Consider the following 24241-nt stretch of genomic DNA (forward strand, 5'->3'; position numbering starts at 1 on the left):
ATCAACGGCCCGTTGCGGCCACGCCCACCCCGAGGCCGCCTTCGAGGAACACCGGGCGGCGGCCTGGCGCGCCGAACTGCTGCACACCCACGGCTACTCCGTCACCGCGCCGGCCCACGGCCTGGCCACCGCCTTCACGGCGAGCCTCGGCGGCGGGCCGGTCACCGTCGCGCCGGTCTGCGAGTACGACGTCCCGCCCGGCCTCGGGCACACTGAAAGTTGTTCACCGTTCGCTGTTCGTCGTCCACCGTCACCCGTCCGTCAGCACCACGGCCGCCCCCGTCCGCAGCGGCCAGAGGAACCCCCAGTGCGGCAGCCGCAGTTGCAGCACCCGGTCCCCCGGCCCGAGCGGATGGGCGCCCTGTAGTTCCCGCACCCGCCGGTCCGCCTCACCATGGGTCAGTCGGACGGCGACCGGGCGCCCGCCCGGGCCGTACCCGACGCAGAGCAGGTGCTGCGGGGTGAGCGCCCGCGGCGGATCGGTGTCCAGCTCACCCGAGGCGTCCAGCCCGGCCACCGCCCCCGGCACGGCCTCCCCCAGCACGCACACCAACTCGTTCTGGGCGAGCAGCCACTCCCGCCGCCCGGGCGGGTCCGCCGGGTCCAGCGACAGGTACGCCGCCCCCGACTTGACCACCGCAAGCAGCGCCGTCAGCGATTCCTCCGGGCGGCGGGCCGGTGCCAGCCCGACCGTCGCCCCCGGCCGGGCGCCGCGCCGGAGCAGTACCCGCGCCAGCCGGTTGGCCGAGGCGTTCAGCTCCCGGTACGTCACCGTCCCGCCGTCCGCCAGCACCAACGCCGGGGCGTCCGGAGTCCGGGCCGCCTGCGCCTCGACCGGGCCGACCACGGTGGTGGCCGGGTGCTCGACCGCCGGTCCGGACCCCAGCCGGCCCGGCAGGACCAGTCCCTCCGCCGAGACCGGCACCGGGACCGCCCCCGGCAGCTGCGACGACGCGGCGCCCGACCGCCCCGCGCCCGCGTCCCGTACGACCGCCGCCATCAGACCGCACCCAGCAGTTCGGCCCAGGCCGCGACGGACGGCCGCTCCGCCAGCCGGACGAACGCCACCTCGGCGCCCTCGGCGCGCCAGCGCTCGGCGAGGGTCATCAGTCGGATCGAGTCCAGCCCCCAGTCCGCCAGGTCCTCCTCCAGCGGGATGTCCGCCGGGTCCCCGCCGAGCAGGTCGGCGACCTCGGCCCGGATCCGCTCCACACTGAAGCCCACACCCGTCACTCCACTCATTCCCTTCGCTCCACTCACTGCTCTCACTCCCCCACCGTCCCGTCCAGCGCCCCCAGCACGGCCCCGGTGGTGGTGACCACCCCGCACCGCCCGGCGATCCACTCCAGTGCCGCCCGGTGCTCCTCCGGTCCGAAGTCGGCCACCGCGTCGGCCACCACGAAGGCGCGGACGTCCCGCATCCAGGCGTCGCAGGCGGTGGCCTGGACGCCGATGTGGGCGTACACCCCGGTGATCACCAGCTGGTCCCGGCCGTGGTCGCACAGCAGCCGCTCCAACTCGGTGCGCACGAAGGCGCTGTACTTCCACTTGGTGAGCACGGTGTCCCCCGGCGCGGGGGCGACGGCCGGGGCGATCGCCGTGGCGCGCGGGTCGTCGGGGATCCCCGGCCCCCAGAAGTCCTGCTGCAGCCCGCGTTCGGCCGGGCTCTGCCCGCCGCGCTGGGCCGAGTAGACGACCGGCACCCCGTTCGCACCCGCCGCCTTGGTCAACGCGGCTACGTTGTCGAGGAGTTCGGGCGCCGGAGCGGCGTCGCCGGGGAACGCGTCCAGGAAGTGGTTCTGCAGGTCGTGCACCAGCAGGACGGCGCGGGCCGGGTCCACCGTCCAGGAGACCCGGTTGGCGGGCAGGTCCTCGACGGCCGGCAGCGGATAGGAGGGAATGCGGGGCAGGCCCACGATGGTCGAACTCCTCAAGTGGGTTGGCGGGCTTCAGGAACGGGAGCCGGAGGCGGAACGGGTGAGGGAGGCCGCGATGGCGGCCCGCAGGTCCTTCTTGCTGACCTTGCCGATCCCGGTGGCGGGAAAGGCGTCGACGAACTCCACCCGGTCCGGCACCTTGTAGTCGGCCAGGCCGCGCTGGCGCACGAAGCGCTTCAACTCGACGCCCTTCGGCGGCTGCGCACGGTGCTCGGCGCGGATCACCACGTACGCGCAGGTCCGCTCGCCCAGGTACGGGTCGGGCATCGACACCACCGCCGCGTCGTGCACGGCCGGGTGGGCGAGCAGGTGGTTCTCGATCTCCTCGGCGGCGACCTTCTCGCCGCCCCGGTTGATCTGGTCCTTGGCCCGGCCCTCGACCACCAGGTGGCCGCTGGGCAGCCGGCGGACCAGGTCGCCGGTGCGGTAGAAGCCGTCCGGGGTGAAGGAGTCGGCGTTGTGCCCGGGCGCGTTCCAGTAGCCGCGGATGGTGTACGGGCCGCGGGTGAGCAGGTGTCCGGTGGTGCCGTCGGGCAGGTCGCGGTCCTGGTCGTCGACGACCCGGACCTCGTCGTCGGGCGAGATCGGGCGGCCCTGGGTGGTGGTGATCAGCTCCTCCGGGTCGTCCAGCCGGGTGTAGTTGACCAGGCCCTCGGCCATCCCGAACACCTGCTGGAGCGTGCAGCCCAGCACCGGCCGCACCCGCCGGGCCGCCTCCGTGCTGAACTTGGCGCCACCGACGAGCAGGACTTCCAGGCTCTCGTGGCCGCGGGCGCCACTCTCGGCGGCGTCCAGCCACAGCAGCGCGAGCGGCGGCACCAGACCGGTGACGGTCACGCCCTCGCGCTCGATCAGCGGGAAGGCCGTCTCCGGGTTCGGCTGCGGGCAGAGCACCACCCGGCCGCCCGCGTACAGGGTGCCGAGCGAACCGGGCGAGCTGAGCGGGAAGTTGTGCGCGGCGGGCAGCACGCACAGGTAGACGCTGCGACCGTCCAGCGCGCACAGCTCGACCGAGCCGCGCAGCGAGTAGATGTAGTCGTCGTGGGTGCGCGGGATCAGCTTGGGCACGCCCGTGCTGCCGCCGGAGAGTTGCAGGAAGGCGACGTCCCCGGGCTCGGGTTCGCGCTGCGGCCCGGGCCCGTCGCAGGGCACATCGGCCAGCCGGACGTGCTCACCCGGGTCCTCGCCGGCCACCAGCACCAGTCGCAGCGCCGGATTCTCCGCCTGGACGCGGCCGGCGAGTTCGCGGTGGTCGAAGCCGCCCTCGACGCCCGGGACGACGTACGCCACAGCGCCCGTGAACGAGCAGAAGTGCGAGACCTCCGCGTACCGGTGCGCGGGCAGCGCGAAGACGGGCAGCGCGCCGATCCGGAACAGGGCGAAGACCACCTCGAAGAACTCGGCGGTATTGGGCAGTTGGACCACCACCCGGTCCCCGGTCCGGACGCCCCGGGCGAGCAGCCCGGCGGCCATCCGGTCGGCCCGGCGGTCGAGTTCGGCGTACGTCCAGCGCCGTTCCCCCGCCGCGACCGAGTGTCCGCCCGGGTCGACGACGGCGGTCCGCTCGCCGTGCGCGGCGGCGCGCTCGCGCAGCATCCGCCCGAAGGTCTCGCCGCGCCAGTGTCCGGCGGCCCGGTAGCGTTCGGCGAACTCGGCCGGGTACGGGGTGAATCCGTCCAGCACGTCGTCCAGGGCGGTCACCGGGCCACCCCCGCGGCGTCCAGGAAGGTGCGGAACTTGGCACTGGTCTCGGCGAGTTCGGCCTCCGGCCGGGACTGCTCGACCACCCCGGCGCCGGCGTACACCCGCAGCGTCCGTCCGTCCGCCTCCGCGCAGCGGATGGTCACCACCCACTCGCCGTCGCCGGTCTCGTCGCCCCAGCCGACCATGCCTGCGTAGAGGCCCCGGTCGAAGGGCTCGACCTCGCCGATCACCCGGCGCGCGAGATCCGTCGGCGTCCCGCAGACGGCCGGGGTCGGGTGCAGTGCGCAGGCCAACTCCAGGGCGGAGCAGGCCGGATCGGCCAGCTCGCCGCTGATCGTGGTGGCCAGGTGCCACATCGCGGCGGTCCGCACCAGGGTGGGTCGCTCCGGCACCTCCAGGTCGCGGCAGTACGGCTCCAGCGCCGCGCGGACGGCGTCCACCACGACGGCGTGCTCGTGCAGGTCCTTGGGCGACTCCAGCAGCGCGGCGGCCCGGCGCACGTCCTCGCCGAGGTCCTCGCTGCGCGGTACCGACCCGGCCAGCGGGTTGGCCAGCACGGCCGTTCCCCGCCGGGAGAGCAGGAGTTCGGGGCTGGCGCCGATCAGGGTGCGGCCGCCGCCGGCCGGTACGGCGAAGGTGTAGCCGCCGGGGTCGCGGCGGGCCAGTCGCTGCAGGACGGCCGGCAGGTCGAGCGGCCGGTCGCTGCTCAGCTCCAGTGTCCGGGCCAGCACCACCTTGCTCAACTCCCCACCGCGCAGCCGCTCCACGGCCGTGGCGACGCCCGCGCCGTACGCCTCGGGCGCCGGCACCGGGCGGATCCGCCAGCCGGTGTCCGCGGCCTGCGGGGCGGGCAGCGCGATCAGCGGGTCGTCGCGCAGCGCCCCGGCGGCCCGGACCAGGGCGGGGACGGCCAGTTCGGCCCGGCCGTCGTGGTCGAAGGCCACCGCCCCGACCACCAGCGGTCGTTCGACCCCGGCCCGACGCGCCTCGGCCAGCGTCTCGGCGACCCGGACGGGCAGCGGGCGGGCGTCCTGCGGCACCCGGGCGTGCAGGCCGGCGGCGAGCAGGGTACGGGTCGGCGAGGCGAAGAACGCCTCGTCGGCGGCGGCCCGGTACTGGCCGAGCAGGCCGCTGGCCGCGCCGATGGCGGCCTGGTCGGAGCCGCCGTCGGTGGGGGCCGGCGGGGCGTGGTGCACCGTGGTCACGGTGGTCTCTCCAGTCTGGGGCGGGTCTACGGTCTGCGGTGTGCGGTCTGCGGTCTGCGGCGTGCGGTCTGCCGGTTCTCGGGGTCCACCGGTCTGCGGGAGGCACCTCAGGCGCGCAGGGTCGCGCCGCCGTCGACGTACAGGTCGTGCATGGTGATGTGACGGGCCCGGTCGGAGGCCAGGAAGAGCACCGCCTCCGCGACATCGGCGGGCGCGGCGATCCGGCCGAGCGGGATGCCCACCCGCCAGGCCCCCAGGTCCCCCTCGATCAGCCGCCGTTCGGACGCCTCGGCGTCCTCGCCCCAGAGCGCGCGCTGCATCGCGGTGTCGGTCGACCCGGGCGAGACGATGTTGCAGCGCACCCCGGAACGGGCCAGCTCCAGCCCGAGGCAGCGGGTGAACATGGTGGCCGCGGCCTTGGACGCCGCGTAGGCGGCCATCCCGGCCCGCGGCACCCCGGCGGCGTTGGACCCGACGGTGACGATGGCGCCCCGCCCACGCTCGGCCATTCGGCGGCCGACCGCCCGACCGGTGTGGAACACTCCGGTGGCGTTGACCGCGAAGGTCTCCGCCCATTCGGCGTCGGCCAGTTCGACGACCGGCGCAGCCCGCATGATTCCCGCGACGTTCACCAGCACTGCCACTGAACCGAGTTGATGTTCGATCAAATCGACTGCGCCGTTCACCTCTTGAGAGTCAGCGACATCCACCACATAGGGATGGACCGCAGCGGACTCGGCCGCGACATCGGCGAGCGGGCCGGCGCTCCGGTCCACCGCCGCGACGACGGCCCCCTCCGCGGCCAGTGCCCGGACCACGGCCGCGCCGATGCCCTGCCCGGCCCCGGTGACCATCGCGACGACACCGGCGAATTCGGACCGTTCCACGGGACTTCCCCTCCGACCAGCATTATTAGGTAAGCCTAACCTAACATAATGGTTCGTCTGCGTCGCTGGTCCGTTCGACCCGTCACGACACCTGGGCCCCCGTCAATCCGCCCGAACACACGAAGCTGGCGGCCTCGGACCCCTACCGGCCGGCGGTGTGGATCCGGTCGAAGCCGTCGAACCCGGGCCCGTCGAGGTGTTCGGCGCACTGGAGGCCGGCCCGGAGAGCGACGCGCCGGAAGGGGGGCCCGCCGGGCGGGGGGTTCGCCGGGCGGGGGGGTTCGCCGGGCGGGGGGCCGCCGGGCGGATGCGGGCGATCAGGGGCAGCCCGGGGGCACGGGCGGCGGCCCGGCCGACGACGGTGGCGGCGGCTTCGGCGGCGCAGCCGTGGTCCCGGGCGGCGGGGCGAAGCGGTGGAAGAGGTTGAGGACCGGTCGGCCGGCCGGCTCCACCGGCGTGACGCCGCAGAAACCCCATCGGCTGCGGCGGGGCGGCGCAGGAGGAGTCAACGAGTGGTCAACTCTTCGCGCCCGCCCATTCGTTGATGATGCGGACGGCGGTGCCGCCCGAGGGTGTCAGTGGGCCGCCGGGGGCGGGGTGAGCCCGGCGCAGCCGCGCAGGCCGTCGCGACGCTTGAGGGCCGCCTCGGCGGCGGCGCCGGTGACCGGCTGGGGGATGCCCTTGTCGTCGATGGTGGCCGGGGCGAAGGCCTCGCCGGTGACCTTGCCGTCGGCGGCGAGGGTGAGGGTGGTGACGCCGGTCTCGTTGGAGAAGGCGTAGTTGGAGGTGCCGTACCAGAGGAAGTTGCCGAAGCCGTACCCCACGTAGGTGTTGCCGAGCATGCCCGAGCCGACCATGGTGTGGGCGTGGGTGCCGACCACGGCGGAGGCGCCGACGGCGGCGAGCTTCTTGGCGACGGCGGTCTGCGCGGCGGTCGGGCAGGCCTTGCCCTCCTCGCCCCAGTGCAGGTAGACGAGCACCACGGGGGCCTGCTGCTTTGCCGCCTGCACGGCCGAGACCAGCGCGGGGACGTCCAGGGCCGAGGCGATGCCGGGCTTGTTGGCCCCGGCCCGCCACTTCTGGTTGGTGATGTCCTCGACCTGGCTGGCGGCGACCACCGCGACCTTCACCCCGCGCACGGTGGTCAGGTACGGGGCGTACGCCTCCTTGGCGTTGTGCCCGACGCCGATCACCGGGAGGGGCGAGGAGTCCTTGGCGGCCAGGGTGTCGGCGAGGCCGTCGGCGCCGAAGTCGACGGCGTGGTTGTTGGCCATCGAGACGACGTCGACGCCGGAGTCCTTGAGGACGGACAGCGCCTTGGGGGTGGTGCGGAAGGTGTACGTCTTCGGCTCCGGTGCGCCGCGCCCGGTGATCGCGGTCTCCAGGTTGAGCACGGAGAGGTCGGCGTCGGCGAGGGTGCGGGAGATCGGGCCGAGGGCCTGCTCGGGCGGCTGGACGGTCAGCCGGGGCTCGGTGCGCCCCTCGAAGTGGACGTCCCCGGCGAAGGCGACGGTGATGCTGCCGTCCGGGCGGGGCGGGCCGCCCTTGGTGGGGGCGGCGGCGGGGGCCGTTCCGGAGGCCGCACCGGCGGCGGGCGCGGGCGCCGCGGCCGGCGGGGCACTCGACGCCTTGGCGGGCGCCGGGTCGTCCGGCCCGCAGGCGGCGACGGCGGTCAGCCCGACGAACACGGCGACGGCGGCCGCGGCACGGCGCATGAGTGGTTCCCCCCGAGGTCGATACAAGAACGGTCAGCCTACGCCACCGAATCGCCACCGCTTGAGCCCGCACCCACAACATTCCGGACACAACAGGGCACGGGAGACGGCGCAAGGGAGACAGCGCCCGCGAGGCAGGACACGGGAGGGCGCAGGAGGCGCGGCACCCCGGAGAACGCTCCCGCCGACCCACCGGGCCCGCCCGTCCCAATCCCCGGCCCCACCCGGCCACCGTGTCCCTGGCGCCCCGGCCGGGCGGCGCGCAGCGTGGAGGTGAGGGCGCAGGCCGGGCGAGCGGGTGGCACGCCTTGGGCCTGGACGCCGGAGGAGGTGCGTGATGGCCGACAGCCGACCGGCCCCCGGCCGGGAGCGCCGGATCGTGGTCGGCATCGACGGATCGGAGCCGTCGAAGGCGGCGCTGCGCTGGGCGGTCGGGCAGGCGGTCCTCACCGAGGCCGCGGTGCACGCGGTGGCCGCCTGGGAGTACCCGTCCCTGTACGGCTGGTTCGCGCCGATGGTGGACGAGGGCTTCGAACGGGCCGCCCACCGCACGCTGACCGCCGAGGTCAACGAGATCGTCGGGCCCGAGTGTCCGGCGGAGGTCCGCAAGAGCCTGCTGCCCGGACACGCCGCCGAGGTGCTGTTGGAGGCGGCCGAGGGCGCGGACCTGCTCGTGCTCGGCAGCCGCGGCCGGGGCACCTTCACCCGGACGCTGCTCGGCTCGGTGTCCACCCGCTGCGCGGCGCACGGGGTCTGTCCGGTGGTGATCGTCCGGGCGGACGGTACGGCCTCGCCCCCGCCGCCGACCGAGGACGCCACGGCGGAGGAGTGGCCCCCGGCGACCGCCCGCACCAAGGACTGGCAGCTCAGCCTGCACGTGGTCGAGGACCGGGACACCACCCGGGTGCACGCCGTGCTGGACGCCGACGGCACCGTGCTGCACAGCGACGCCCTGGCCCGCCGCAACCCCCGCGACCCCCCGGCCCCGGCCGTCGGCGACGAGTTCGCGGTCGGCCGCGCCCTGGTGGACCTCGGCCACCAGCTGCTGCGCGCCGGGGTCCACGGGGCCACCGGCCCGGCGGAGGGGTGAGCCCTCCGAAACCTCCGGAACCCTCCGGAACCCTCCCGATGGGCCGGACGGGCCGGACGGCACCGCGGGCGAGCACCACGAACGGACACCACGAACGGACACCACGAGTGGGCGCCCGCCGCGTGCGGTAGGACATGCTGGACCCGACCCCCTCACCCCCGCCGGAGCCGTCCCCAGCGATGAACACACCCGACCCCGCCGCCGTCGGCGCTGCCGCTCCCGACTTCACCCCCGCCGAGCGCGCCCGCGGCCGCGCGCTGCGCCGCACCCAGCTGCCGTGGGCGCTCGGCGGCCGGGTGGCGGGACTGGCGCTGACCCTGGTACTCGGCCTGACCCCGGCCGGTGCCGCGCTGGTGACCGCCACCGGCCGCTGGTTCGGCGGTTCCCGGACGGCCGAGGTGCTGGCCGGCGCGACGGCGCTGGTGGTGCTGGGCCAGGTGCTGCAACTGCCCTTCGGCGCCGGGGTGCGCACCGTCCGGGCCCGGTACGGGCTGGTGACCCAGGGCTGGGCGGGCTGGGCGGTGGACGCCGTGCGCTCGTTCGCGCTCACCCTGCTGCTGGTCCTGCCGCTGGTGCTCGGGCTGTTCGCGCTGACGGCCTGGTCACCGCGGTACTGGTGGCCGGCCGCGGCGGGCGGGGCAGCCCTGCTGACGGTCGCGCTGTCCTTCCTCCACCCGCTGCTGATCGAGCCGGTGTTCAACCGCTTCGGCCCGATGCCGCCGGGCGAACTGCGCACCGCCCTGCTGGCGCTGGCCGAGCGGGACGGGGTGCGGGTGCGGGACGTCCTGGTGGCGGACGCCTCCCGCCGCACCACCGCGCTGAACGCGTACGTGTCCGGCTTCGGCGCGACCCGCCGGATCGTCGCCTACGACACCCTGCTGTCGGCTGCGCAGCCGCGCGAGGTGGAGCTGGTGGTGGCGCACGAGCTGGGGCACGTCAAGCACCGGGACGTGCCGGTCGGCACGGCGCTCGGGGCGGTGGGCGCGGCCGTGGCGGTCGCCGCACTGGGCCTGCTGGCCGACTGGCACCCGCTGTTGACGGCCGCCGGGGCGGTCGACGCGGCCGACCCTCGGGCGCTGCCGCTGCTGGCCGCGCTCGCGGCGCTGATCGGCGCCCTGTCGGGGCCGGTCCAGTGCGCGGTGAGCCGCCGGATCGAGGCCAGGGCGGATCGGCACGCACTCGAACTGACCGGGGACGTCGAGCAGTTCGTGGCGATGCAGCGCAGACTGGCAGTGGTGAACGTCTCGGATGTCGACCCGCCGCGGGTGCTTGAGCTACTGTTCGCCACTCACCCGAGTGCGACCCGCCGGATCACGGCCGCCCGTGCCTGGCAGGCCGCGCGGGGACGGCCGGCGGGCGCTCCGCCGACCGTTCCGACCGACGGACCAGCCGGCGGACCGGAGGGAGCAGCCGACGGACCGGCGACGAAGCCGCGCACGACCCCGGGCGAATCCGTTGTATAGTGCAACAAATCCCGAGGAGGTAGGAACGCCGTGCCCGGCCGCGAGTCGTCCATCGACACCATCCAGCGCGAGCTGACCGCCTTCGCCCGCCGTGCCCGGCACAAGGCCTCCCAGCTGCACCCCGACCTCTCCCTGGTCACCTACAGCATCCTCGACCTGATCACCGAGCGCGGCGGCTGCCGAGCCGCCGACGTGGCCGCGTACTTCATGCTCGACAAGTCCACCGTCAGCCGCCAGGTCACCGCCCTGGAGAAGCTCGGCCTGCTGCGCCGCGAGGCCGACCCGGACGACCAGCGCGGCCAGATCCTGCGCGCCACCGAGGCCGGGCTCACCCTGCTGCGGGACGCCAACGAGCAGCGCCGGACCGCCTTCACCGCCCGCTTCACCGACTGGTCCGACGCCGACGTCGCCCGCTTCGCCGACTACCTGGCCCGGTACGGCGAGGAAGGCTGACCTCCGGCCGCGAGGGCCGACCGGGAAGTGCGGGGCCCGCGACCGGGCCCGCCGCCCCGGGCGTCGCCGCCCCGGGGTGCGCCCCACCGCCCCCACGGTGTACAGAGGAAAGGTGCCCCTCCGGCAGCGCCCCGACCAACCCCGTCCACGCGCCCGCCGCCGCTCCTGGCGGCCCGACCGCCGCATGATGACGGCGCTGCCGCTCGCACTGATCGCCGTGATCACCGTCGTCGACATCCTCGCACCGCCGGAGATCCACCTCGGCCCGCTGCTGATCGTCGCCCCCGCCCTCACCGCCTCCGTCGCGGGCCCCCGGGCCACCGCCGGGGTCGCCCTGCTCGCCATCGGCGCGCTCACCACCATCGGCGCCCTCCGGGACGGCCTGACCAGCGCCAACATCGAGACCCAGCTCAGTGCCCAGGTGGTCGTCTCGGTGCTGATCGTCGCCCTGCGGGTACTGCGCGACCGGCACGAGCGCGAACTGGCACGGGTGCGCTCGGTCTCCGAGGCCGCCCAGCGGGTGCTGCTGCGTCCGCTGCCGGAACGGATCGGACCACTGCACCTCGCCTCCTTCTACCTGGCCGCCGAGGCCGAGGCACAGGTCGGCGGCGACCTGTACGCGGCCGCCCGGACCACCGACGGCACCCGGCTGCTGGTCGGCGACGTCCGCGGCAAGGGACTGGCCTCGCTCGGCGACGCGGCGCTGCTGCTCGGCGCCTTCCGGGCCGCCGCCCACCTGCACGCGGACCTGCCCGGCCTGGCCGAGTACCTGGACGGCAGCGTCTGCTGGGGCCTCGCCCAGCTGGCCGAGGCCCGTCGGGCCGAACGGTCCCGGCACCAGCACCCGACCGAGGACGTCCCGGACGAGGACGCCGAGTCCTTCATCACCGCCGTCCTGCTCGACATCCCGGACGACGGCTCGCTCGTCCACCTGATCGACTGCGGCCACCCGCCCCCGCTACTGCTGCGCCCCGAGGGCCTCACCACGCTCACCACCGAGCACCCCGCGCCGCCGCTCGGCCTGGGCGAGCTCGCCCCGGTCTCCTACGAGGTGCAGACCTTCCCGTTCCGCCCCGGCGACCGGCTGCTGATCTACACCGACGGAGTGATCGAGGCCCGGGACGCCCAGTGCCGCTTCTACCCGCTCACCGAACGGGTCACCGCCTGGCAGGCCGAGCGCCCCGGCGTCCTGCTGAACCACCTGCGCCGCGACCTGCTCGCCCATGTCGGCCGCCGGCTGGACGACGACGCGGCGATGGTGATGGTGGAGCGGCTCCGTTGACAGATGACGGCGCTCGTTGCCAGCCGTCAGCTGCCAGCTGCCCTACGGCCGGTACACGTACGGTGTGGTGGTGCTCAGCTGGGCGAAGCCGAGCCGCTCCAGGATCGGGCGGCTCTGGTCGCTCGCGTCCACCTGGAGGTACTCGTAGCCCAGTTCGGCGGCCTGGCGGGCCCGGTGGGCGACCAGGGCGCGGTAGATGCCCCGGCCGCGCCAGCCCGGGACGGTGCCGCCGCCCCACAGGCCCGCGAACCCGGTGCCCGGGGTGAGTTCCATCCGGGCGGCGCTGACCGGCTGGTCGCCGGCCATCGCGACGACCATGAGCAACGTCTCCGAGTCGTGCCGCAGGTGGTCGAGGATCCGCCCGCGCAAGGAGGGCATCTCGGCGCCGAAGGCCAGCTCGTGGGCGGCGACCATGAGGTCCACCCCGGCCTCGTCGGTCACCGGCTCCAGCCGGACGCCCTCGGGCAGTGCCACTTCGGTGGGCAGGTCGGCGATCCGGGCGATCATCAGCGCCTCGTCCGGCTCGGCGGTGAACCCGGCCGCGAGCAGCCGCCGGCCGAGGTCGGCGGGGCGGTCGTGGGCGTAGCTCTTCCACTCGAACTCCAGGCCCAGCCCGGTGAAGTGGGCCACCTGTGCGGCGATCGCGTCGTCCGCCCCGGCCTCGTCCAGTCCGGACCAGACGACGCCGTTCCAGGCGTGCTCCCCGCCGACCTGGCGCACCACGGCGCCGTCGAGCTCCACGCGGACGCCGGGACCGTCCGACCGCGCGTCGCGCCGGATCCGCTGGTCGAACAGGGCAAGTACGTGATCATGATCCATCCGCTCACTCCAACACGCCCCGCGGCCGCTGCGCCACCGGTTTTCACCCCCCGGCGCCCCGCTCAACCGGCTCCGGCGGAGACGGAGACGGAGGACAGGCAGAGGATCGAGCCGCCGGGCCGGTCGATGCCGCCGGCCGCGCCGGTCAGCACGCAGGAACGGCCGGCCGACCGCCCCGCCGCGTTCGAAGTCACGCTCGGAGTCACCATGGCGGGACTCCACCGAGCGCGGCGGCGCGGGGCCGGGCTTCCACGTGACGGGCCCGGACGGGGCCCGACAGGCCCGGACCCGACGGGGGCACCGCTCAGACCGTGAGAACGATCTTCCCCCGCGCATGGCCCTCCTCGCTGACCCGCTGCGCCTGCGCCGCCTCCGCGAGCGGGAACACCCGGTGCACCGGCAGCCGCAGGGTGCCCGCCTCGTGCAGGGCGAGGGCGGCGGCGAAGGCGCGCTGGTGGTAGTACTCGCCGTCCTCGGCGCCGCCGGAGAAGCGGACGCCGTGCTGCTGCGCGCCCGGGATGTCGGCGATGGTCACCACCCGGTCCGCGCCGCCCGCCAGCTCGATGGACAGCGGCAGCACCCCGCCCTTGCCGGCGGCGTCCAGCACCCGGTCCACCCCGTCCGGTGCGACGGCCCGGACCCGCTCGGCCAGGCCCTCGCCGTACGTCACCGGGATCGCGCCGAGTTCGCGCAGGTAGTCGTGGTTGGCCTCGCTCGCGGTGCCGACGACGGTGATGCCGCGCGCCCGGGCGAACTGCAGCAGCAGGGTGCCGACCCCGCCGGCCGCGCCGTGCACCAGCAGCGTCTCGCCGGGGCGCACGCCGAGGAGGGTGAGGACCCGCTCGGAGGTCTCGGCGGCGATCGGGATCGCCGCGGCCTCCTCCCAGCTCAGCGTGGCCGGCTTGTGCACCAGCTCGGCCGCGGCCAGCAGCGCGTGCTCGGCGTAGCCGCCGCCCATCAGGGCGCCGAACACCTCGTCGCCGGGCGCGAAGCCGGTCACCTCCGCGCCGACCGCCTCCACCACTCCGGAGAGCTCGTAGCCGGGCACGGCGGGGAAGGTGATCGGGAAGAACCCGTCCAGCTCGCCGCCGCGCAGCTTGTGGTCCAGCGGGTTGACGCCCACCGCGCGGACCGCGACCCGCACCTGGCCGGGGCCGGGGGCGGGCAGCTCGATGTCGATCGGGCGCAGCACGTCCGCGCCGCCGTACTGGGGGAAGGCGATCGCCTTGGTCATGGAAGTTCCTCGGTTCGTCCGGGAGTTGTTCGTTCCGACGGGATCCATCCTGCGGCGCCCGCACCGGCTCTCCGGCCGGCCGTTCGGACAGTTCGACCTGGCCGAAGGGAGGGGCGGGTGGTGGCGGGCCCGGAACTAGGGTGGGAGGCATGGACAGGGTGGGAGGCACGGACGTGGACGTGAGCGTGGACGATAGCGTGGACGTGGACGGCAGCGTGGACGTCGACGTGGACGAGAGCTGGCAGCAGCACTGGGGCCGCCCCGAAACCGCGCTGGCCCGGGCCGTCGAGGTGCTGCGCGCACCCCGGCCCGAGGTGGTGCCGCGGCTGTCGGAGGTGATCCGGACGCTCGTCCCGCACACCGCGATCGCCCACCTCAGCGGCGTCTGCGCCCACTCCCCCGCCAATGCCCACGGCCCGCACGAGCTGGTCGCCGGCCTCACCGGGCTGGAGCTGTCCCGGCTCGCCGAGCGGGCCGCCGGGACCACCTCGGCCGGTCGGCCCTGGCAGGGCGAGGCCGAACTGGCGGGCCGTACCCGGCCGGTGGTGGTGATCGCCGCACCGGCCGACGACAAGGCGGTCCAGCTGGTCCTGGTCCTGAGCGACGCCGCGCCGGTGCCCGCCGGGGCGCTCGCCGTCCTCCAGCAGCTGTGCGAGCTAGTCATCGCCCACTCCGAGCACCGCGCCACCGACGCCGCGCCCAGCCAGGCGGCGATCTCCCGCACCGCCGCGATCACCCGCGCCCGGACCATCGCCGAGTTCACCGGCACCCACAGCGCCGCCCTGACCGCCGTCCTGGCCCCGCTGCGCTCGGCCGACCTGGACGATGCCGCCGCCCGCCGGGCCGCCACCGACCTGGCCGTCACCGCCCTGCTCGACCTGCGCCGGACCGCCGACCTGGACCGCGCGCTCAGCGAGGAGCCCGCCGACGCCGCCTTCGCCCGACTCGCCCGCGAACTGCGCCCGCTGCTGCGGCACACCGGGGTCCGGCTCGACCTGGCGCCGCCGTCCGACGCCACCCGGTCCATCCCCGCGGACACCGCGCACACCGCCCGGGCCGCCGTGCAGTGCGCCGTCATGCTGATGATGGAACAGGAGAAGCCCGGCCGGCTGCACCTGAGTTGGCAGTTCACGGCGGACGGCGCACTGCGCACCGTGGTGCGCGACGACGGCCTCGGGCTGCTCGCCGCCGACGCCCTCGCCGTCCACCGCACCGCCGATCGGATCGCCGCCCTCGGTGGCCGCTACGAGGTCGAGTCCGTCCCCAACTGGGGCACCACCGTGACGGTCGAGCTGCCGCTCGGCCTGCCCTCGCCGGCCGCCGCCACCGATCCGTTGGACGGGCTCCAGCCCCGCGAACTGGAGGTGCTCGACCAGCTGGCCCAGGGCCGGCGAAACCGGGACATCGCCGAGGCGCTGCACATCAGCGAGTCCACGGTGAAGTTCCATGTCGCCAACATCCTGGCCAAGTTGGGCGTCAGCTCGCGCGGTGAGGCGGCCGCCCTGGCCCACCGGGCCGGAATGCCCGGCGCGGCCCGGCTGCACGTGGCATCCTGATCCGGCTCCGCCGCCCCGTCCGATGACAGGAGTCCCGATGACCCCGCCCACCCCGCCGCGGACCGTCCTCATCACCGGCTCCACCGACGGCCTCGGCCGCGCCCTCGCCCACCGCCTCGCCGCCGAGGGCGACACCGTACTGCTGCACGGCCGCGACCGGGGCCGGCTCGACCGCACCGCCGAGGAGATCGCCGTGGCGAACGGCGTCGACCGGCCCGCCACCCTGCTCGCCGACCTCGCCGAACTGGCGCAGGTCCGCGCCCTGGCCGCCGAGGTCCGCGCCACCACCGACAGGCTCGACGTCCTGGTCAACAACGCGGGCGTCGGCTCCGGCGAACCCGACGGCCGCACCCGCCGCACCAGCGCCGACGGCCATGAACTGCGCTTCGCCGTCAACCACTTGGCCGGCTTCCTGCTCAGCCTCGAACTGCTGCCGCTGCTCCGCGCCTGCGCCCCCGCCCGGATCGTCAACGTCGCCTCCGCCGGGCAGGAAGAGGTCGACTTCGACGACCTGATGCTGGAACACGGCTACACCGGGGTGAGCGCGTACTGCCGCAGCAAGCTCGCCCAGATCGCCTGCGGCTTCGAACTCGCCGCCCGGGTGCCCGCCACCGAGGTGACCGTCAACAGCCTCCATCCGTCGACGTACATGCCCACCAAGATGGTCCTGCGGGAGATCGGCCACAGCATCGACAGCCTGGAGGACGGCGTCACCGCCACCCACCGGCTGGTCACCGACCCCGGCCTCGCCGGCAGCACCGGCCGCTACTACGACCGGCTGCGCGAGGCCCGCGCCAACCGCCAGGCCTACGACCTGCGGGCCCGCGCGCAGTTGTGGGAGCACAGTCTGAAGCTCGTCGGCCACGCCGGCGTCTGAGCCCCGGAGGCGACATGACCGACCCCACCCGGCCGACCGCTTGGGATCCGGCCGCCCCCGGCGTGCTGCGCCTGCCCTCCGGGCGGCTGCTGCGCGGCCGGGGCGTCCGCAACCCGCTGCCGCCCGGACCCGGACCCGACTTCGGCATCTACCTGCTGGGCCGCGAACCGAAACCGCTGCCCTGGCAGAGCCGCTGGGTGCGCTGGCCCGACTTCCGGCTGCCCGCGGACCGCACGGACGCGGCCGACGCCTTCCGCGAGGCCTGGGAGCGCTGCGCGGGCGAGCGGGTGGAACTCGCCTGCGCGGGCGGCCGGGGACGCACCGGCACGGCGCTCGCCTGCATCGCGGTGCTGGACGGCGTCCCGGCCGAGGAGGCGGTCGGATACGTGCGGGAGCACTACAGCCGGCACGCGGTGGAGACGCCCTGGCAGCGGAAGTTCGTGGAGCGCTGGGGCCGGGCCCGACAGGCCTGACCTGCCGTCAGGCCGCCTTGCCGGTCCGCCTCCTCCTGAGTCCGAGCACCTCCTCCAGCGGCACCCCGGCCGCCGCCCACACCTCCAGCCGCGCCCGGTCCAGCCAGTGGACGGCGTGCCGGTCGCCCCAGGCCATGGCGCCCCGGGTGAGCCCGCCGTTGGTCACCACCACCGCCACGTCCGCGCCGTGGGCGGGGCCTGCGGTGCCCTTCACCTCGTACATCACCTTCACGCCGACCTTCGCCGCGACCCTGGTGTGCTTCGCCTGGACGACGATGCGGCCGAGGTCGGGGTGGTGGCCGATCACGTCGGCCGCCTGGTCGCCCTGGCCGCCGACCCGTTCGGCGGTCCAGCCGTCGCGGACCAGCAGGTCCCGCAGGGCGTACTCGAAGTTCCGGTCGTCCATGGCGTCCACGACGGCGAGCGGTATCCGCAGGGCGGCGAGGCGCCGGGTGCGGGCGCGGCCCAGGACGGGCGCGCGGGCGGCCGAGGCCAGGGCGAGCACCGCGACCACCGTGAGGAACACCCAGGAGCGCAGCAGGGCCTGGACCACCCCGATGACCAGCACGGCGACGGCCAACGCCACCACGCTCGCCGCGAGTTGCTCCCGCGCCCCGCGCGGTCGCCGGATCAGCCGGCTGGTCGGCCGGGAGCTCGGCCGGGCCATCAGGGGGCGCCGATCGAGGTCGGCGCCGGGGCCGAGGTCTTCAACGGGGCGGGCGGCGGCGCGGGTTGCGGCGGGGTGTCGGCGAAGCCGACGAAGTGACCCCAGAGCCAGAAGGCGGCCAGCGCGCCGGCGATCAGCCAACCACCGCCCTTGACGGCGCCACCGCCGGGAGCCGGCCTGCGGCGGAAGTGCCCGCGCACCCAGATCCGGTCGTCTCCGCTCCGGTTCCCCACTGTGCCTCCCGAGTCGGGCCCGGGCGCCCGGTGCGCCGTGGCCCGTCCCACGGGTGTAGCAGCGGGGACGGACATCGGTGGGCCGATCCTCGGCGCACGGAGGACCGGTCCACCGGGAACCGGACATCCGCACCCCGGCTCCGAACCACCCGGGGCCGTGCCAACAGTGCTCCTGAGCTGCGCTGTTGGCGCTTCCGGCAGGTTGGCGCGAACACCTCCGGCTCACTCGGCGCACTTTCCGGCGCCCGAGCTCCGCGCACTCCCCCGCTCTCCTCGCCACGAACCCCCTCGCCCCCTCGCCGCTCCCCCTCCGCTCACCCCTCCGGGAGGACCAGCGCCGCGCCCTTCTGCTCCGGCCGCCACCCGGCCGCGTGGCCGGCCCGGATCAACCCGGCGACCAGGGCGGGCTTGACGGGCTCCAGCCGGAAGATCTCGGCGACCCGTTCGGGCGGGGCGGTCAGCAACACACCGTAGTGCAGCCACGGGTCGTCGAACCGGCGCCTCGCGAAGAGGGGGCGGTAGGGGCCGCCCGGACAGTCGAGCCAGACGCGTACGTCCACGTGGGCGCCGTCGCGGGGGCGGACCGTCCAGCGGTAGTCGCGGCCGTCGACGTGGATCCTGCGCGGGGTTCTCGATGCCACCCGGTGGACGCTACAGGCTCCAGGCCTGCCGGGCCGCCCAGTCGTCCAGGGTGAGCCAGTCGACGGAGGGATGGGCGGCGCACAGGGCCTCGGCGTCGATGTCCAGGCCGACCCGCTGGAAGTAGCGGAACATCGCGGCGAGGTCCGTGGAGTAGGTCTCGACGACGGACAGCGGCACCTCCTCGCAGCGGACCGGGCGCCCACTGGCCGCGCTGATGGCGGCGGCGATCTGCTCGCCGGTGCACCACTGCGAGGCGATGTCGATGCGCCGGCCGGTGAAGTCGTCCGGGCGGGCGAGGACGTGGGCGGCGAAGGCGCCGATGGTCTCGGCGGCGATCACCGGGAGCGGGAGGTCGGCGGGCATCGGAAGGTGGAAGACGCCCTGGCGCAGGGATTCGAGGCTCCAGCCGTTGGCGTAGTTGTCCAGGAAGGCGGCCGGGCCGAGGACGGTCCAGGGCAGGCCGAGGCCGGCGAGGTGCCGTTCGATGCGCTGCTTGGAGTCGAAGTGCGGGATGCCGGTGGACCGGTCGGCATTGGTGGCGGAGGTGAAGACGATGTGCCGGACGGTGCCGACGGCCCGGGCGGCGTCGAGCAGGGCGGTTCCCTGACGGACTTCGGTGTCGGGGTCCGTCCCGAACGGGGTGGACATCGCGAACAGGGCGCCGGTGCCGTCGAGGGCGGCGCCGAGCGAGGCCGGGTCGTCGAAGTCGGCTCGGGTCAGCTCGGCTCCGAGGTGAGCGAGTTCGACGGCACACGAGGAGGTGACGTCACGGGCGAGGGCGCGGACCGGGCGGCCGGCCCGGAGCAGGGCGCGGGCGGTGGCGCCGCCCTGGGCGCCGGTGGCACCGGCGACGGCGACGGGAAGCAGGGCATTCATCTGCGTCATGCAGACAACATACGGACAGATCTCTGCGTGGCGCAATCTTTAATCGGCCCGCCGGTTACCCTGACCCCATGACGCCCTCCCGCGACGAACTGATGGCCCGGCTCTGGCCGGTCTCACGCCGCTACCTGGCCTCCTACGTGCTGTTCAACCAGGCCGTCGCCGACCACCTCGGCATGCACCCGACCGACGTCCAGTGCCTCAACCTGCTCACCCTCGAGGACGGCCCGGTCACCACCGGCCGGATCGCCGAGCTGACCGGGCTCACCAGCGGCTCGGCCACCCGGCTGGTCGACCGGCTGGAGAAGGCGGGCCTGGTCGCCCGGCAGCGGGACGAGGCGGACCGTCGCCGGGTGCTGGTCGCCGTCCTCCCCGACGCGCTGGAGCGCTTCGGGGAGGTGTGGCGCGACCTCGGCGGCGACTGGGCGGCGATCTTCGCCGAGGACAGCGAGGCCGAACTCACCTTCCTGCTCCGGCACATGGACCGCACCGTCGAGCTCAGCCATCGGCAGATCGCCCGCCTCAGCGCGAAGGACCACTAGCCCTTCCGCCCCCAGGACCACTGGCCCTTCCGCCTCCGAGGCCGGGAGGCCTCCCACCGCGGGGAACCGCTAGGTCTTCCGCAGCTCCGGCGCCGGCGCCCCGATCAGCAGCCGCCGCACCGCGTCCCAGGCCGCCCGCAGCGCCGCCGCGCAGGCCCGGGTGTCGGAGTCCAGCAGCCGCAGCCAGGCGCCGCTGTCCTGCGGCAGCACGCTGACCCCGTACAGCAGCCCCCGCTCCGCCAGCGCCTCGTGCAGCACGTCGGCGATCCGCGCCGCCGGGGCGAGCGGGCTGAGCACGTACAGGCTGGACATGACGTCGTGTCCGCCGAGCACCGCCGGGCCGGCCACCCCGCCACCGGCGGGCTCCAGCCGCACGGTGTCCAGGGCCACCAACTCTCCTCCGGGGCGCCGCACTTCGAGGTCGGAGGCGAACACCTGGTAGGCGTTGCGCTCACCCCGGGCGAGGCGGCCGGCCAGCACGGTCTCACCGGCCAGCACCGTCGCCCCGGCGTCGACGGTCAGTACCGTGCGCTGGTAGAGCCGCGAGTCGACGAAGGGGATCACCGGCTCGGGCAGGTACTCCACGTACGCGCCCGGCCCGGCCTCCAGGTTGACCAGCTGCGTCGCGTAGTCGTACTCCATTCGGTAGACCTTGGTGGCCGCCTGGGTGGTCAGGTGGACGGCCGTGTCGGCGCCGCAGCGGATGTCGGTGCGCAGCCGGTCGGCCTGGAGGATGCCGCCGCCGGTGGACATCAGGAGGGTGACGGCGAGGTCGGGGCGGGCCGGGTCGAAGTACAGCGGGCGCATGATCTGCAGCGGCGACTTCTGGTAGTGGCCGGTGAGTTCGGTGCGTCCGCCGATCCGCTCGAAGGCCAGTTCCAGCAGTCCGACCTTGCCGGGGCGCCCGACCGCGAGGGTGTCGGGCGTCCCGGCGTGCCGGCGGACCTCGTACGGGACGCGGGCGGGCTCGTAGTGCCGGGGGTCGAGGCGGGGCACCGGCCGCCCCGCCCCGACGGCCTGCGCGGCCACCGTCACGCCGGGACCTTCCGGAACGTTTCCAGGAAGGTCGCGATCTCTTCCAGGCCTTCCCCCGTCAGGCAGTTGGTGAGCACCACCGGCCCGCCCTCACGCACCCGCCGGGCATCGGACTCCATGATGCCGAGGTCGGCGCGGACGTACTGGGCGATGTCGATCTTGTTGATGACCAGCAGTTCCGACTCCGTGATGCCCGGGCCGCGCTTGCGGGGCATCTTCTCGCCCTCGGCGGTGTCCAGCACGAAGAGGAAGAGGTCGACCAGCACCGGACTGAAGGTCAGGGTCAGGTTGTCACCCCCGGACTCGTACAGCAGGGTGTCGACGTCGGGGAAGCGCTCCAGCATCTCGGCCCCGGCGGCGAGGTTCATGGTCGGGTCGTCCCGGACGGCGGTGTGCGGGCAGGCGCCGGTCTCGACGCCGACCACCCGCTCCGGGTCCAACACCCCGGCCAGGGTGCGGCGGACGTGCTGGGCGTCCTCCTGGGTGTAGATGTCGTTGGTGATGACCGCCGGGCGGTGGCCGCGCGCGATCAGCACCGGCACGAGCGCCTCGATCAGCGCCGTCTTGCCGGAACCGACCGGGCCGCCGATGCCCACCCGGAGCACGTTCTCGGTCATGCGATCTCCTTGCAGAATGAGTGAGTTCAGCTCGCGAACAGCCGGGCTTCGGCCCGTTCGTGCCGTCCGGACATCGCGTCCGCGACCGGTACGCAGCCGCCGAGGTCCGCCAACTCCCTTACCAGCGCGGCCGCCACCACCTCCCGGATGACCGGGGCGGTGGCCCGCAGCACCACCTGCGCCTTGCGGTGGTCGGTCAGCCGCAGCCGCAGGGCGGCGCCGACGAAGCTGGTGCAGAAGGCGAACAGGTCACTGGCGACGGCCTGTTCGACCGGTACGGCGGCCGAGGCGTAGGCGACCCCGGCGGCCACCGCCTGGCAGCCGGGGGCCCGCTTGCCGGCCACCAGGGCCGCGTACCGCTCCAGCGGCTCGCCACCCACCGACTCCCGGGCGATGTCCAGGAGTTGGCGCCCGGTGCGGGTGGCGGCGAGCCGCATTTCGCGGTTGAGCTTGGTGGCGTGCAGTCGCTGGTCGGTCTCGGCCAGCAGCTCCCAGTCCCCGGCCGAGGCGGCCCGGTGGGCCAGCGCCAGGGCGGTGGCGTCGGCCGGCCCGACGCTGTGCCGCAGCAGGTCGGCGAGCAGCGCGGGCATGGTGTCGGCGGTGACGGCCTTCGCCTGGGCGTAGCCCTCCAGGCCGTGCGAGAGGGTGTAGAAGCCGCTGGGGAAGGCGGAGTCGGTCAGCTGGAGGCTGACCAGCAGGGCGTCCAACCCCGGGTCCGCGGTGCCCGGGCTGCTCACGGTGTCTCGGGCGGTCACGGTGTTCACGCGAGGTAGAACAGGTGGTTGAGCGGCAGTTCGCGGGCCGGCTCGATGGTGGCGGGCTCGCCGTCCAGGGTGACCTTGTACGTCTCCGGGTCGACCGCGATCTTCGGCAGGGCGTCGTTGCGCACCATGTGCTGCTTGCCGACCGAGCGGCAGTGCCGGACCGGCAACACCCGGCTGTCCAGGCCCAGTCGGGCAGGCACCCCGAGGTCGACGGCGGCCTGGGACATGAAGGTGATCCGGGTGGCCTGCTTGGCCCGTCCGAACGCGCCGTACATCGGCCGGTAGTAGACCGGCTGCGGGGTGGGCAGCGAGGCGTTGGGGTCGCCCATCAGCGCCCAGTTGATGACGCCGCCCTTGATGACCAACTTGGGCTTGGCGCCGAAGGAGTTGATCGGCCACAGCACGATGTCGGCCAGCTTGCCGGGCTCCAGCGAGCCGATGTGCTCGGCGGTGCCGGAGGCGATCGCCGGGTTGATGGTGAGCTTGGCGAGGTAGCGCAGCACCCGGTGGTTGTCGTTGCGCCCGCTGTCTCCGGCCAGCTTGCCGCGCTGGGCCTTGCAGTGGTGGGCGGTCTGGAAGGCCCGGGTGAAGGACTCCCCGATCCGGCCCATGGCCTGCGAGTCGGAGGAGAAGATCGAGATGACGCCCTCGTCGTGCAGCACGGTCTCGGCGGCGATGGTCTCGGCACGCACCCGGGAGTCGGCGAAGGACACGTCCTCGGGGATGTCGTGACTGAGGTGGTGGCAGACCATCACCATGTCCAGCAGCTCGTCCACCGAGTTGACGGTGTAGGGCAGGGTCGGATTGGTGGAGGACGGCAGCACGTTGGGCTCGCCGGCGATCCGCATGATGTCGGGGGCGTGGCCGCCGCCCGCGCCCTCGGTGTGGAAGGTGTGGATGGTGCGGCCGTCGATCGCGGACAGGGTGTCCTCGAAGAAGCCGCCCTCGTTGAGGGTGTCGGTGTGGATGGCCACCTGCACGTCGTACTCGTCGGCGACGCGCAGCGCGCTGTCGATCGCCGCCGGGGTGCTGCCCCAGTCCTCGTGCACCTTGAGCCCGCACACCCCGGCCTCGACCTGCTCGCGCAGCGCGCCCGGCAGCGAGCCGTTGCCCTTGCCGAGCAGGCCGACGTTGACCGGGAGGTCCTCCACCGCCTGGTACATCCGGCCGATGTTCCACGGGCCGGGCGTGCAGGTGGTGCCGTTGGTGCCGTCGGACGGGCCGGTGCCGCCGCCGATCAGGGTGGTGATGCCGTTGCTCAGCGCCTCCTGGGCCTGCTGCGGGGCGATGAAGTGGATGTGGGTGTCGATGCCGCCGGCGGTGGCGATCAGGTGCTCGCCGGAGATCACCTCGGTGCCGGGGCCGATCACCAGCTTGGGGTGCACCCCGCTCTGGGTGTGCGGGTTTCCGGCCTTGCCGACGGCGGTGATGAATCCGTCCTTGACGCCGATGTCGCCCTTGACCACGCCGAGCACCGCGTCCATGACGACGACGTTGGTGATGACCAGGTCGAGCGCGCCCTGCGCGGAGGTGGCGGCCGGGTCCTGGGCCATGCCGTCGCGGATGCCCTTGCCGCCGCCGTAGACGGCCTCGTCGCCGTAGTGGCCTTGGTTGAAGTCCTGCTCGACCTCGACCACGAGGTTGGTGTCGGCGAGGTGGAACCGGTCGCCGACGGTCGGGCCGAACAGGTCGGTGTACTGCTTGCGGGACAGGATGGCCATCAGTGGTCGCCCTCCTCGTGGGTGTGCGTGTGGGAGTCCCCGCCGTACAGGTCGTCCTTGTGGTCGAGGTTGGTGCCCTTGAAGCCGAGGGCGATGGCACGGTCGATGGCGCGGGCACGGGTGTCGCGGGCGGTGGTGCCGCCGTCCACGAGGTTGCTGAAGCCGACCAGGCGGCGGTGCCCGCCGAACTCGGTGAGCGTGACGTCCTTGGTGTCGCCGGGCTCGAAGCGGACGGCGGTGCCGGCCGGGATGTCGAGGTGCTTGCCGAAGGCCGCGTTGCGGTCGAAGTCGAGGGCGCGGTTGGCCTCGAAGAAGTGGTAGTGGGAACCGACCTGGATCGCGCGGTCGCCCGTATTGCTGACCGTGACGGTGGCCTTGGCTCGGCCGGCGTTGATCTCCACCGGGTCGTCGCCGTACAGGTATGCGGCGCTGCCGGACATGGC

The 24241-nt window shown here is 74.4% G+C and carries 27 protein-coding genes and 1 pseudogene; 9 read left to right on the forward strand and 19 right to left on the reverse strand.

The features are described 5' to 3' along the window. Positions 1 to 19: 19 nt before the first annotated feature. Positions 20 to 211 (forward strand): annotated as a pseudogene (locus ACZ7BZ_RS06980) (amidohydrolase); the annotation flags it as partial. Positions 212 to 250: 39 nt separating this feature from the next. Here the strand turns inward: ACZ7BZ_RS06980 and ACZ7BZ_RS06985 are convergent. From ACZ7BZ_RS06985 to ACZ7BZ_RS07015, 7 genes are all read right to left on the reverse strand, one after another. After that, positions 251 to 1000, reverse strand: a complete 750-nt coding sequence (locus tag ACZ7BZ_RS06985; protein ID WP_470357462.1) for an AMP-binding protein — start codon at positions 998 to 1000, stop codon at positions 251 to 253. Then, positions 1000 to 1242 carry a phosphopantetheine-binding protein gene (locus ACZ7BZ_RS06990; RefSeq protein WP_470357463.1) on the reverse strand — a complete coding sequence of 81 codons (243 nt, stop codon included), beginning with the start codon at positions 1240 to 1242 and terminating at the stop codon, positions 1000 to 1002. Before ACZ7BZ_RS06990 ends, ACZ7BZ_RS06985 begins: the two co-directional genes overlap by 1 nt. A 23-nt stretch (positions 1243 to 1265) precedes the next feature. Further along, the gene (locus ACZ7BZ_RS06995; protein ID WP_470357464.1) at positions 1266 to 1916 is read right to left on the reverse strand and encodes an isochorismatase family protein; all 651 of its coding nucleotides are present in this window, start codon (positions 1914 to 1916) and stop codon (positions 1266 to 1268) included. 33 nt (positions 1917 to 1949) lie between these two features. Then, the gene (locus ACZ7BZ_RS07000) at positions 1950 to 3638 is read right to left on the reverse strand and encodes a (2,3-dihydroxybenzoyl)adenylate synthase (RefSeq protein ID WP_470357465.1); all 1689 of its coding nucleotides are present in this window, start codon (positions 3636 to 3638) and stop codon (positions 1950 to 1952) included. Further along, positions 3635 to 4846: an isochorismate synthase DhbC gene (gene dhbC, locus ACZ7BZ_RS07005; RefSeq protein ID WP_470357466.1), complete on the reverse strand. Its 1212-nt coding sequence runs from the start codon at positions 4844 to 4846 to the stop codon at positions 3635 to 3637. The genes ACZ7BZ_RS07000 and dhbC overlap by 4 nt, the downstream gene beginning before the upstream one ends. Before the next feature lie 107 nt (positions 4847 to 4953). Then, positions 4954 to 5733 (reverse strand): 2,3-dihydro-2,3-dihydroxybenzoate dehydrogenase, encoded by a 780-nt coding sequence (locus ACZ7BZ_RS07010; RefSeq protein WP_470357467.1) that lies wholly within the window; start codon positions 5731 to 5733, stop codon positions 4954 to 4956. 575 nt (positions 5734 to 6308) lie between these two features. Further along, the gene (locus ACZ7BZ_RS07015; RefSeq protein WP_470357468.1) at positions 6309 to 7448 is read right to left on the reverse strand and encodes a CapA family protein; all 1140 of its coding nucleotides are present in this window, start codon (positions 7446 to 7448) and stop codon (positions 6309 to 6311) included. A 337-nt stretch (positions 7449 to 7785) separates the two neighbouring features. Between ACZ7BZ_RS07015 and ACZ7BZ_RS07020 the strand changes: the two genes are divergently transcribed. The 4 genes from ACZ7BZ_RS07020 (at position 7786) to ACZ7BZ_RS07035 (ending at position 11736) form a co-directional block, all read left to right on the forward strand. Beyond that, entirely contained in the window at positions 7786 to 8538 is a 753-nt protein-coding gene (locus ACZ7BZ_RS07020) for a universal stress protein (protein WP_470357469.1), read from the forward strand. Positions 8539 to 8717: 179 nt separating this feature from the next. Next, positions 8718 to 10001 carry a M48 family metalloprotease gene (locus ACZ7BZ_RS07025; RefSeq protein ID WP_470357470.1) on the forward strand — a complete coding sequence of 428 codons (1284 nt, stop codon included), beginning with the start codon at positions 8718 to 8720 and terminating at the stop codon, positions 9999 to 10001. Between the two features lie 30 nt (positions 10002 to 10031). Beyond that, complete coding sequence (locus ACZ7BZ_RS07030; RefSeq protein WP_470357471.1) at positions 10032 to 10454, forward strand: MarR family winged helix-turn-helix transcriptional regulator; 423 nt, start codon at positions 10032 to 10034, stop codon at positions 10452 to 10454. A 184-nt stretch (positions 10455 to 10638) separates the two neighbouring features. Next, positions 10639 to 11736 (forward strand): PP2C family protein-serine/threonine phosphatase, encoded by a 1098-nt coding sequence (locus tag ACZ7BZ_RS07035; protein WP_470357550.1) that lies wholly within the window; start codon positions 10639 to 10641, stop codon positions 11734 to 11736. A gap of 42 nt (positions 11737 to 11778) precedes the next feature. On the opposite strand, the gene ACZ7BZ_RS07040 is transcribed toward ACZ7BZ_RS07035, so the two are convergent. The 3 genes from ACZ7BZ_RS07040 to ACZ7BZ_RS07050 all read right to left on the reverse strand — a co-directional run bounded on the left by ACZ7BZ_RS07040 (position 11779) and on the right by ACZ7BZ_RS07050 (position 13789). Next, on the reverse strand, positions 11779 to 12555 hold the full coding sequence (locus tag ACZ7BZ_RS07040; protein ID WP_470357472.1) for a GNAT family N-acetyltransferase: 777 nt from the start codon (positions 12553 to 12555) through the stop codon (positions 11779 to 11781). Between the two features lie 62 nt (positions 12556 to 12617). Next, positions 12618 to 12764 (reverse strand): hypothetical protein, encoded by a 147-nt coding sequence (locus ACZ7BZ_RS07045; protein ID WP_470357473.1) that lies wholly within the window; start codon positions 12762 to 12764, stop codon positions 12618 to 12620. A 95-nt stretch (positions 12765 to 12859) separates the two neighbouring features. Next, on the reverse strand, positions 12860 to 13789 hold the full coding sequence (locus ACZ7BZ_RS07050) for an NADP-dependent oxidoreductase (RefSeq protein WP_470357474.1): 930 nt from the start codon (positions 13787 to 13789) through the stop codon (positions 12860 to 12862). Positions 13790 to 13938: 149 nt separating this feature from the next. On the opposite strand from ACZ7BZ_RS07050, the gene ACZ7BZ_RS07055 reads away from it, so the two are divergent. Genes ACZ7BZ_RS07055 through ACZ7BZ_RS07065 form a run of 3 tightly spaced genes read left to right on the forward strand, consistent with a single transcriptional unit; the run spans position 13939 to position 16695 of the window. Then, positions 13939 to 15345 (forward strand): helix-turn-helix transcriptional regulator, encoded by a 1407-nt coding sequence (locus ACZ7BZ_RS07055; RefSeq protein ID WP_470357475.1) that lies wholly within the window; start codon positions 13939 to 13941, stop codon positions 15343 to 15345. Positions 15346 to 15382: 37 nt separating this feature from the next. Further along, positions 15383 to 16222: an SDR family NAD(P)-dependent oxidoreductase gene (locus ACZ7BZ_RS07060; RefSeq protein ID WP_470357476.1), complete on the forward strand. Its 840-nt coding sequence runs from the start codon at positions 15383 to 15385 to the stop codon at positions 16220 to 16222. Between the two features lie 14 nt (positions 16223 to 16236). Beyond that, positions 16237 to 16695 carry a protein-tyrosine phosphatase family protein gene (locus ACZ7BZ_RS07065; protein WP_470357477.1) on the forward strand — a complete coding sequence of 153 codons (459 nt, stop codon included), beginning with the start codon at positions 16237 to 16239 and terminating at the stop codon, positions 16693 to 16695. 7 nt (positions 16696 to 16702) lie between these two features. Here the strand turns inward: ACZ7BZ_RS07065 and ACZ7BZ_RS07070 are convergent, their stop codons facing one another. From ACZ7BZ_RS07070 to ACZ7BZ_RS07085, 4 genes are all read right to left on the reverse strand, one after another. Next, positions 16703 to 17362 (reverse strand): restriction endonuclease, encoded by a 660-nt coding sequence (locus tag ACZ7BZ_RS07070; RefSeq protein ID WP_470357478.1) that lies wholly within the window; start codon positions 17360 to 17362, stop codon positions 16703 to 16705. Continuing rightward, positions 17362 to 17595: a hypothetical protein gene (locus ACZ7BZ_RS07075; protein WP_380451590.1), complete on the reverse strand. Its 234-nt coding sequence runs from the start codon at positions 17593 to 17595 to the stop codon at positions 17362 to 17364. Before ACZ7BZ_RS07075 ends, ACZ7BZ_RS07070 begins: the two co-directional genes overlap by 1 nt. A 314-nt stretch (positions 17596 to 17909) precedes the next feature. Continuing rightward, positions 17910 to 18236: a hypothetical protein gene (locus ACZ7BZ_RS07080; protein WP_470357479.1), complete on the reverse strand. Its 327-nt coding sequence runs from the start codon at positions 18234 to 18236 to the stop codon at positions 17910 to 17912. 10 nt (positions 18237 to 18246) lie between these two features. Continuing rightward, positions 18247 to 19122 (reverse strand): NmrA family NAD(P)-binding protein, encoded by an 876-nt coding sequence (locus ACZ7BZ_RS07085; protein WP_470357480.1) that lies wholly within the window; start codon positions 19120 to 19122, stop codon positions 18247 to 18249. A 68-nt stretch (positions 19123 to 19190) separates the two neighbouring features. Here ACZ7BZ_RS07085 and ACZ7BZ_RS07090 point away from each other — a divergent pair, with 68 nt between their 5' ends. Continuing rightward, positions 19191 to 19661, forward strand: coding sequence for a MarR family winged helix-turn-helix transcriptional regulator (locus tag ACZ7BZ_RS07090; RefSeq protein ID WP_470357481.1), 471 nt, complete (start codon positions 19191 to 19193; stop codon positions 19659 to 19661). A 69-nt stretch (positions 19662 to 19730) separates the two neighbouring features. Here the strand turns inward: ACZ7BZ_RS07090 and ACZ7BZ_RS07095 are convergent, their stop codons facing one another. The 5 genes from ACZ7BZ_RS07095 to ACZ7BZ_RS07115 are packed head-to-tail and all read right to left on the reverse strand — an operon-like array spanning position 19731 to position 24238. Further along, positions 19731 to 20696 (reverse strand): urease accessory protein UreD, encoded by a 966-nt coding sequence (locus ACZ7BZ_RS07095; RefSeq protein WP_380451582.1) that lies wholly within the window; start codon positions 20694 to 20696, stop codon positions 19731 to 19733. Further along, positions 20693 to 21331, reverse strand: coding sequence for an urease accessory protein UreG (gene ureG, locus ACZ7BZ_RS07100; protein WP_470357551.1), 639 nt, complete (start codon positions 21329 to 21331; stop codon positions 20693 to 20695). The genes ACZ7BZ_RS07095 and ureG overlap by 4 nt, the downstream gene beginning before the upstream one ends. Positions 21332 to 21339: 8 nt before the next feature. Beyond that, entirely contained in the window at positions 21340 to 22068 is a 729-nt protein-coding gene (locus ACZ7BZ_RS07105; RefSeq protein WP_470357482.1) for an urease accessory protein UreF, read from the reverse strand. Positions 22069 to 22073: 5 nt separating this feature from the next. Next, positions 22074 to 23798, reverse strand: coding sequence for an urease subunit alpha (ureC, locus tag ACZ7BZ_RS07110; RefSeq protein ID WP_470357483.1), 1725 nt, complete (start codon positions 23796 to 23798; stop codon positions 22074 to 22076). Then, positions 23798 to 24238 carry an urease subunit beta gene (locus ACZ7BZ_RS07115; protein WP_470357484.1) on the reverse strand — a complete coding sequence of 147 codons (441 nt, stop codon included), beginning with the start codon at positions 24236 to 24238 and terminating at the stop codon, positions 23798 to 23800. Before ACZ7BZ_RS07115 ends, ureC begins: the two co-directional genes overlap by 1 nt. Between the last annotated feature and the right edge of the window lie 3 nt (positions 24239 to 24241).

This window comes from Kitasatospora sp. NPDC036934 (assembly GCF_055608425.1).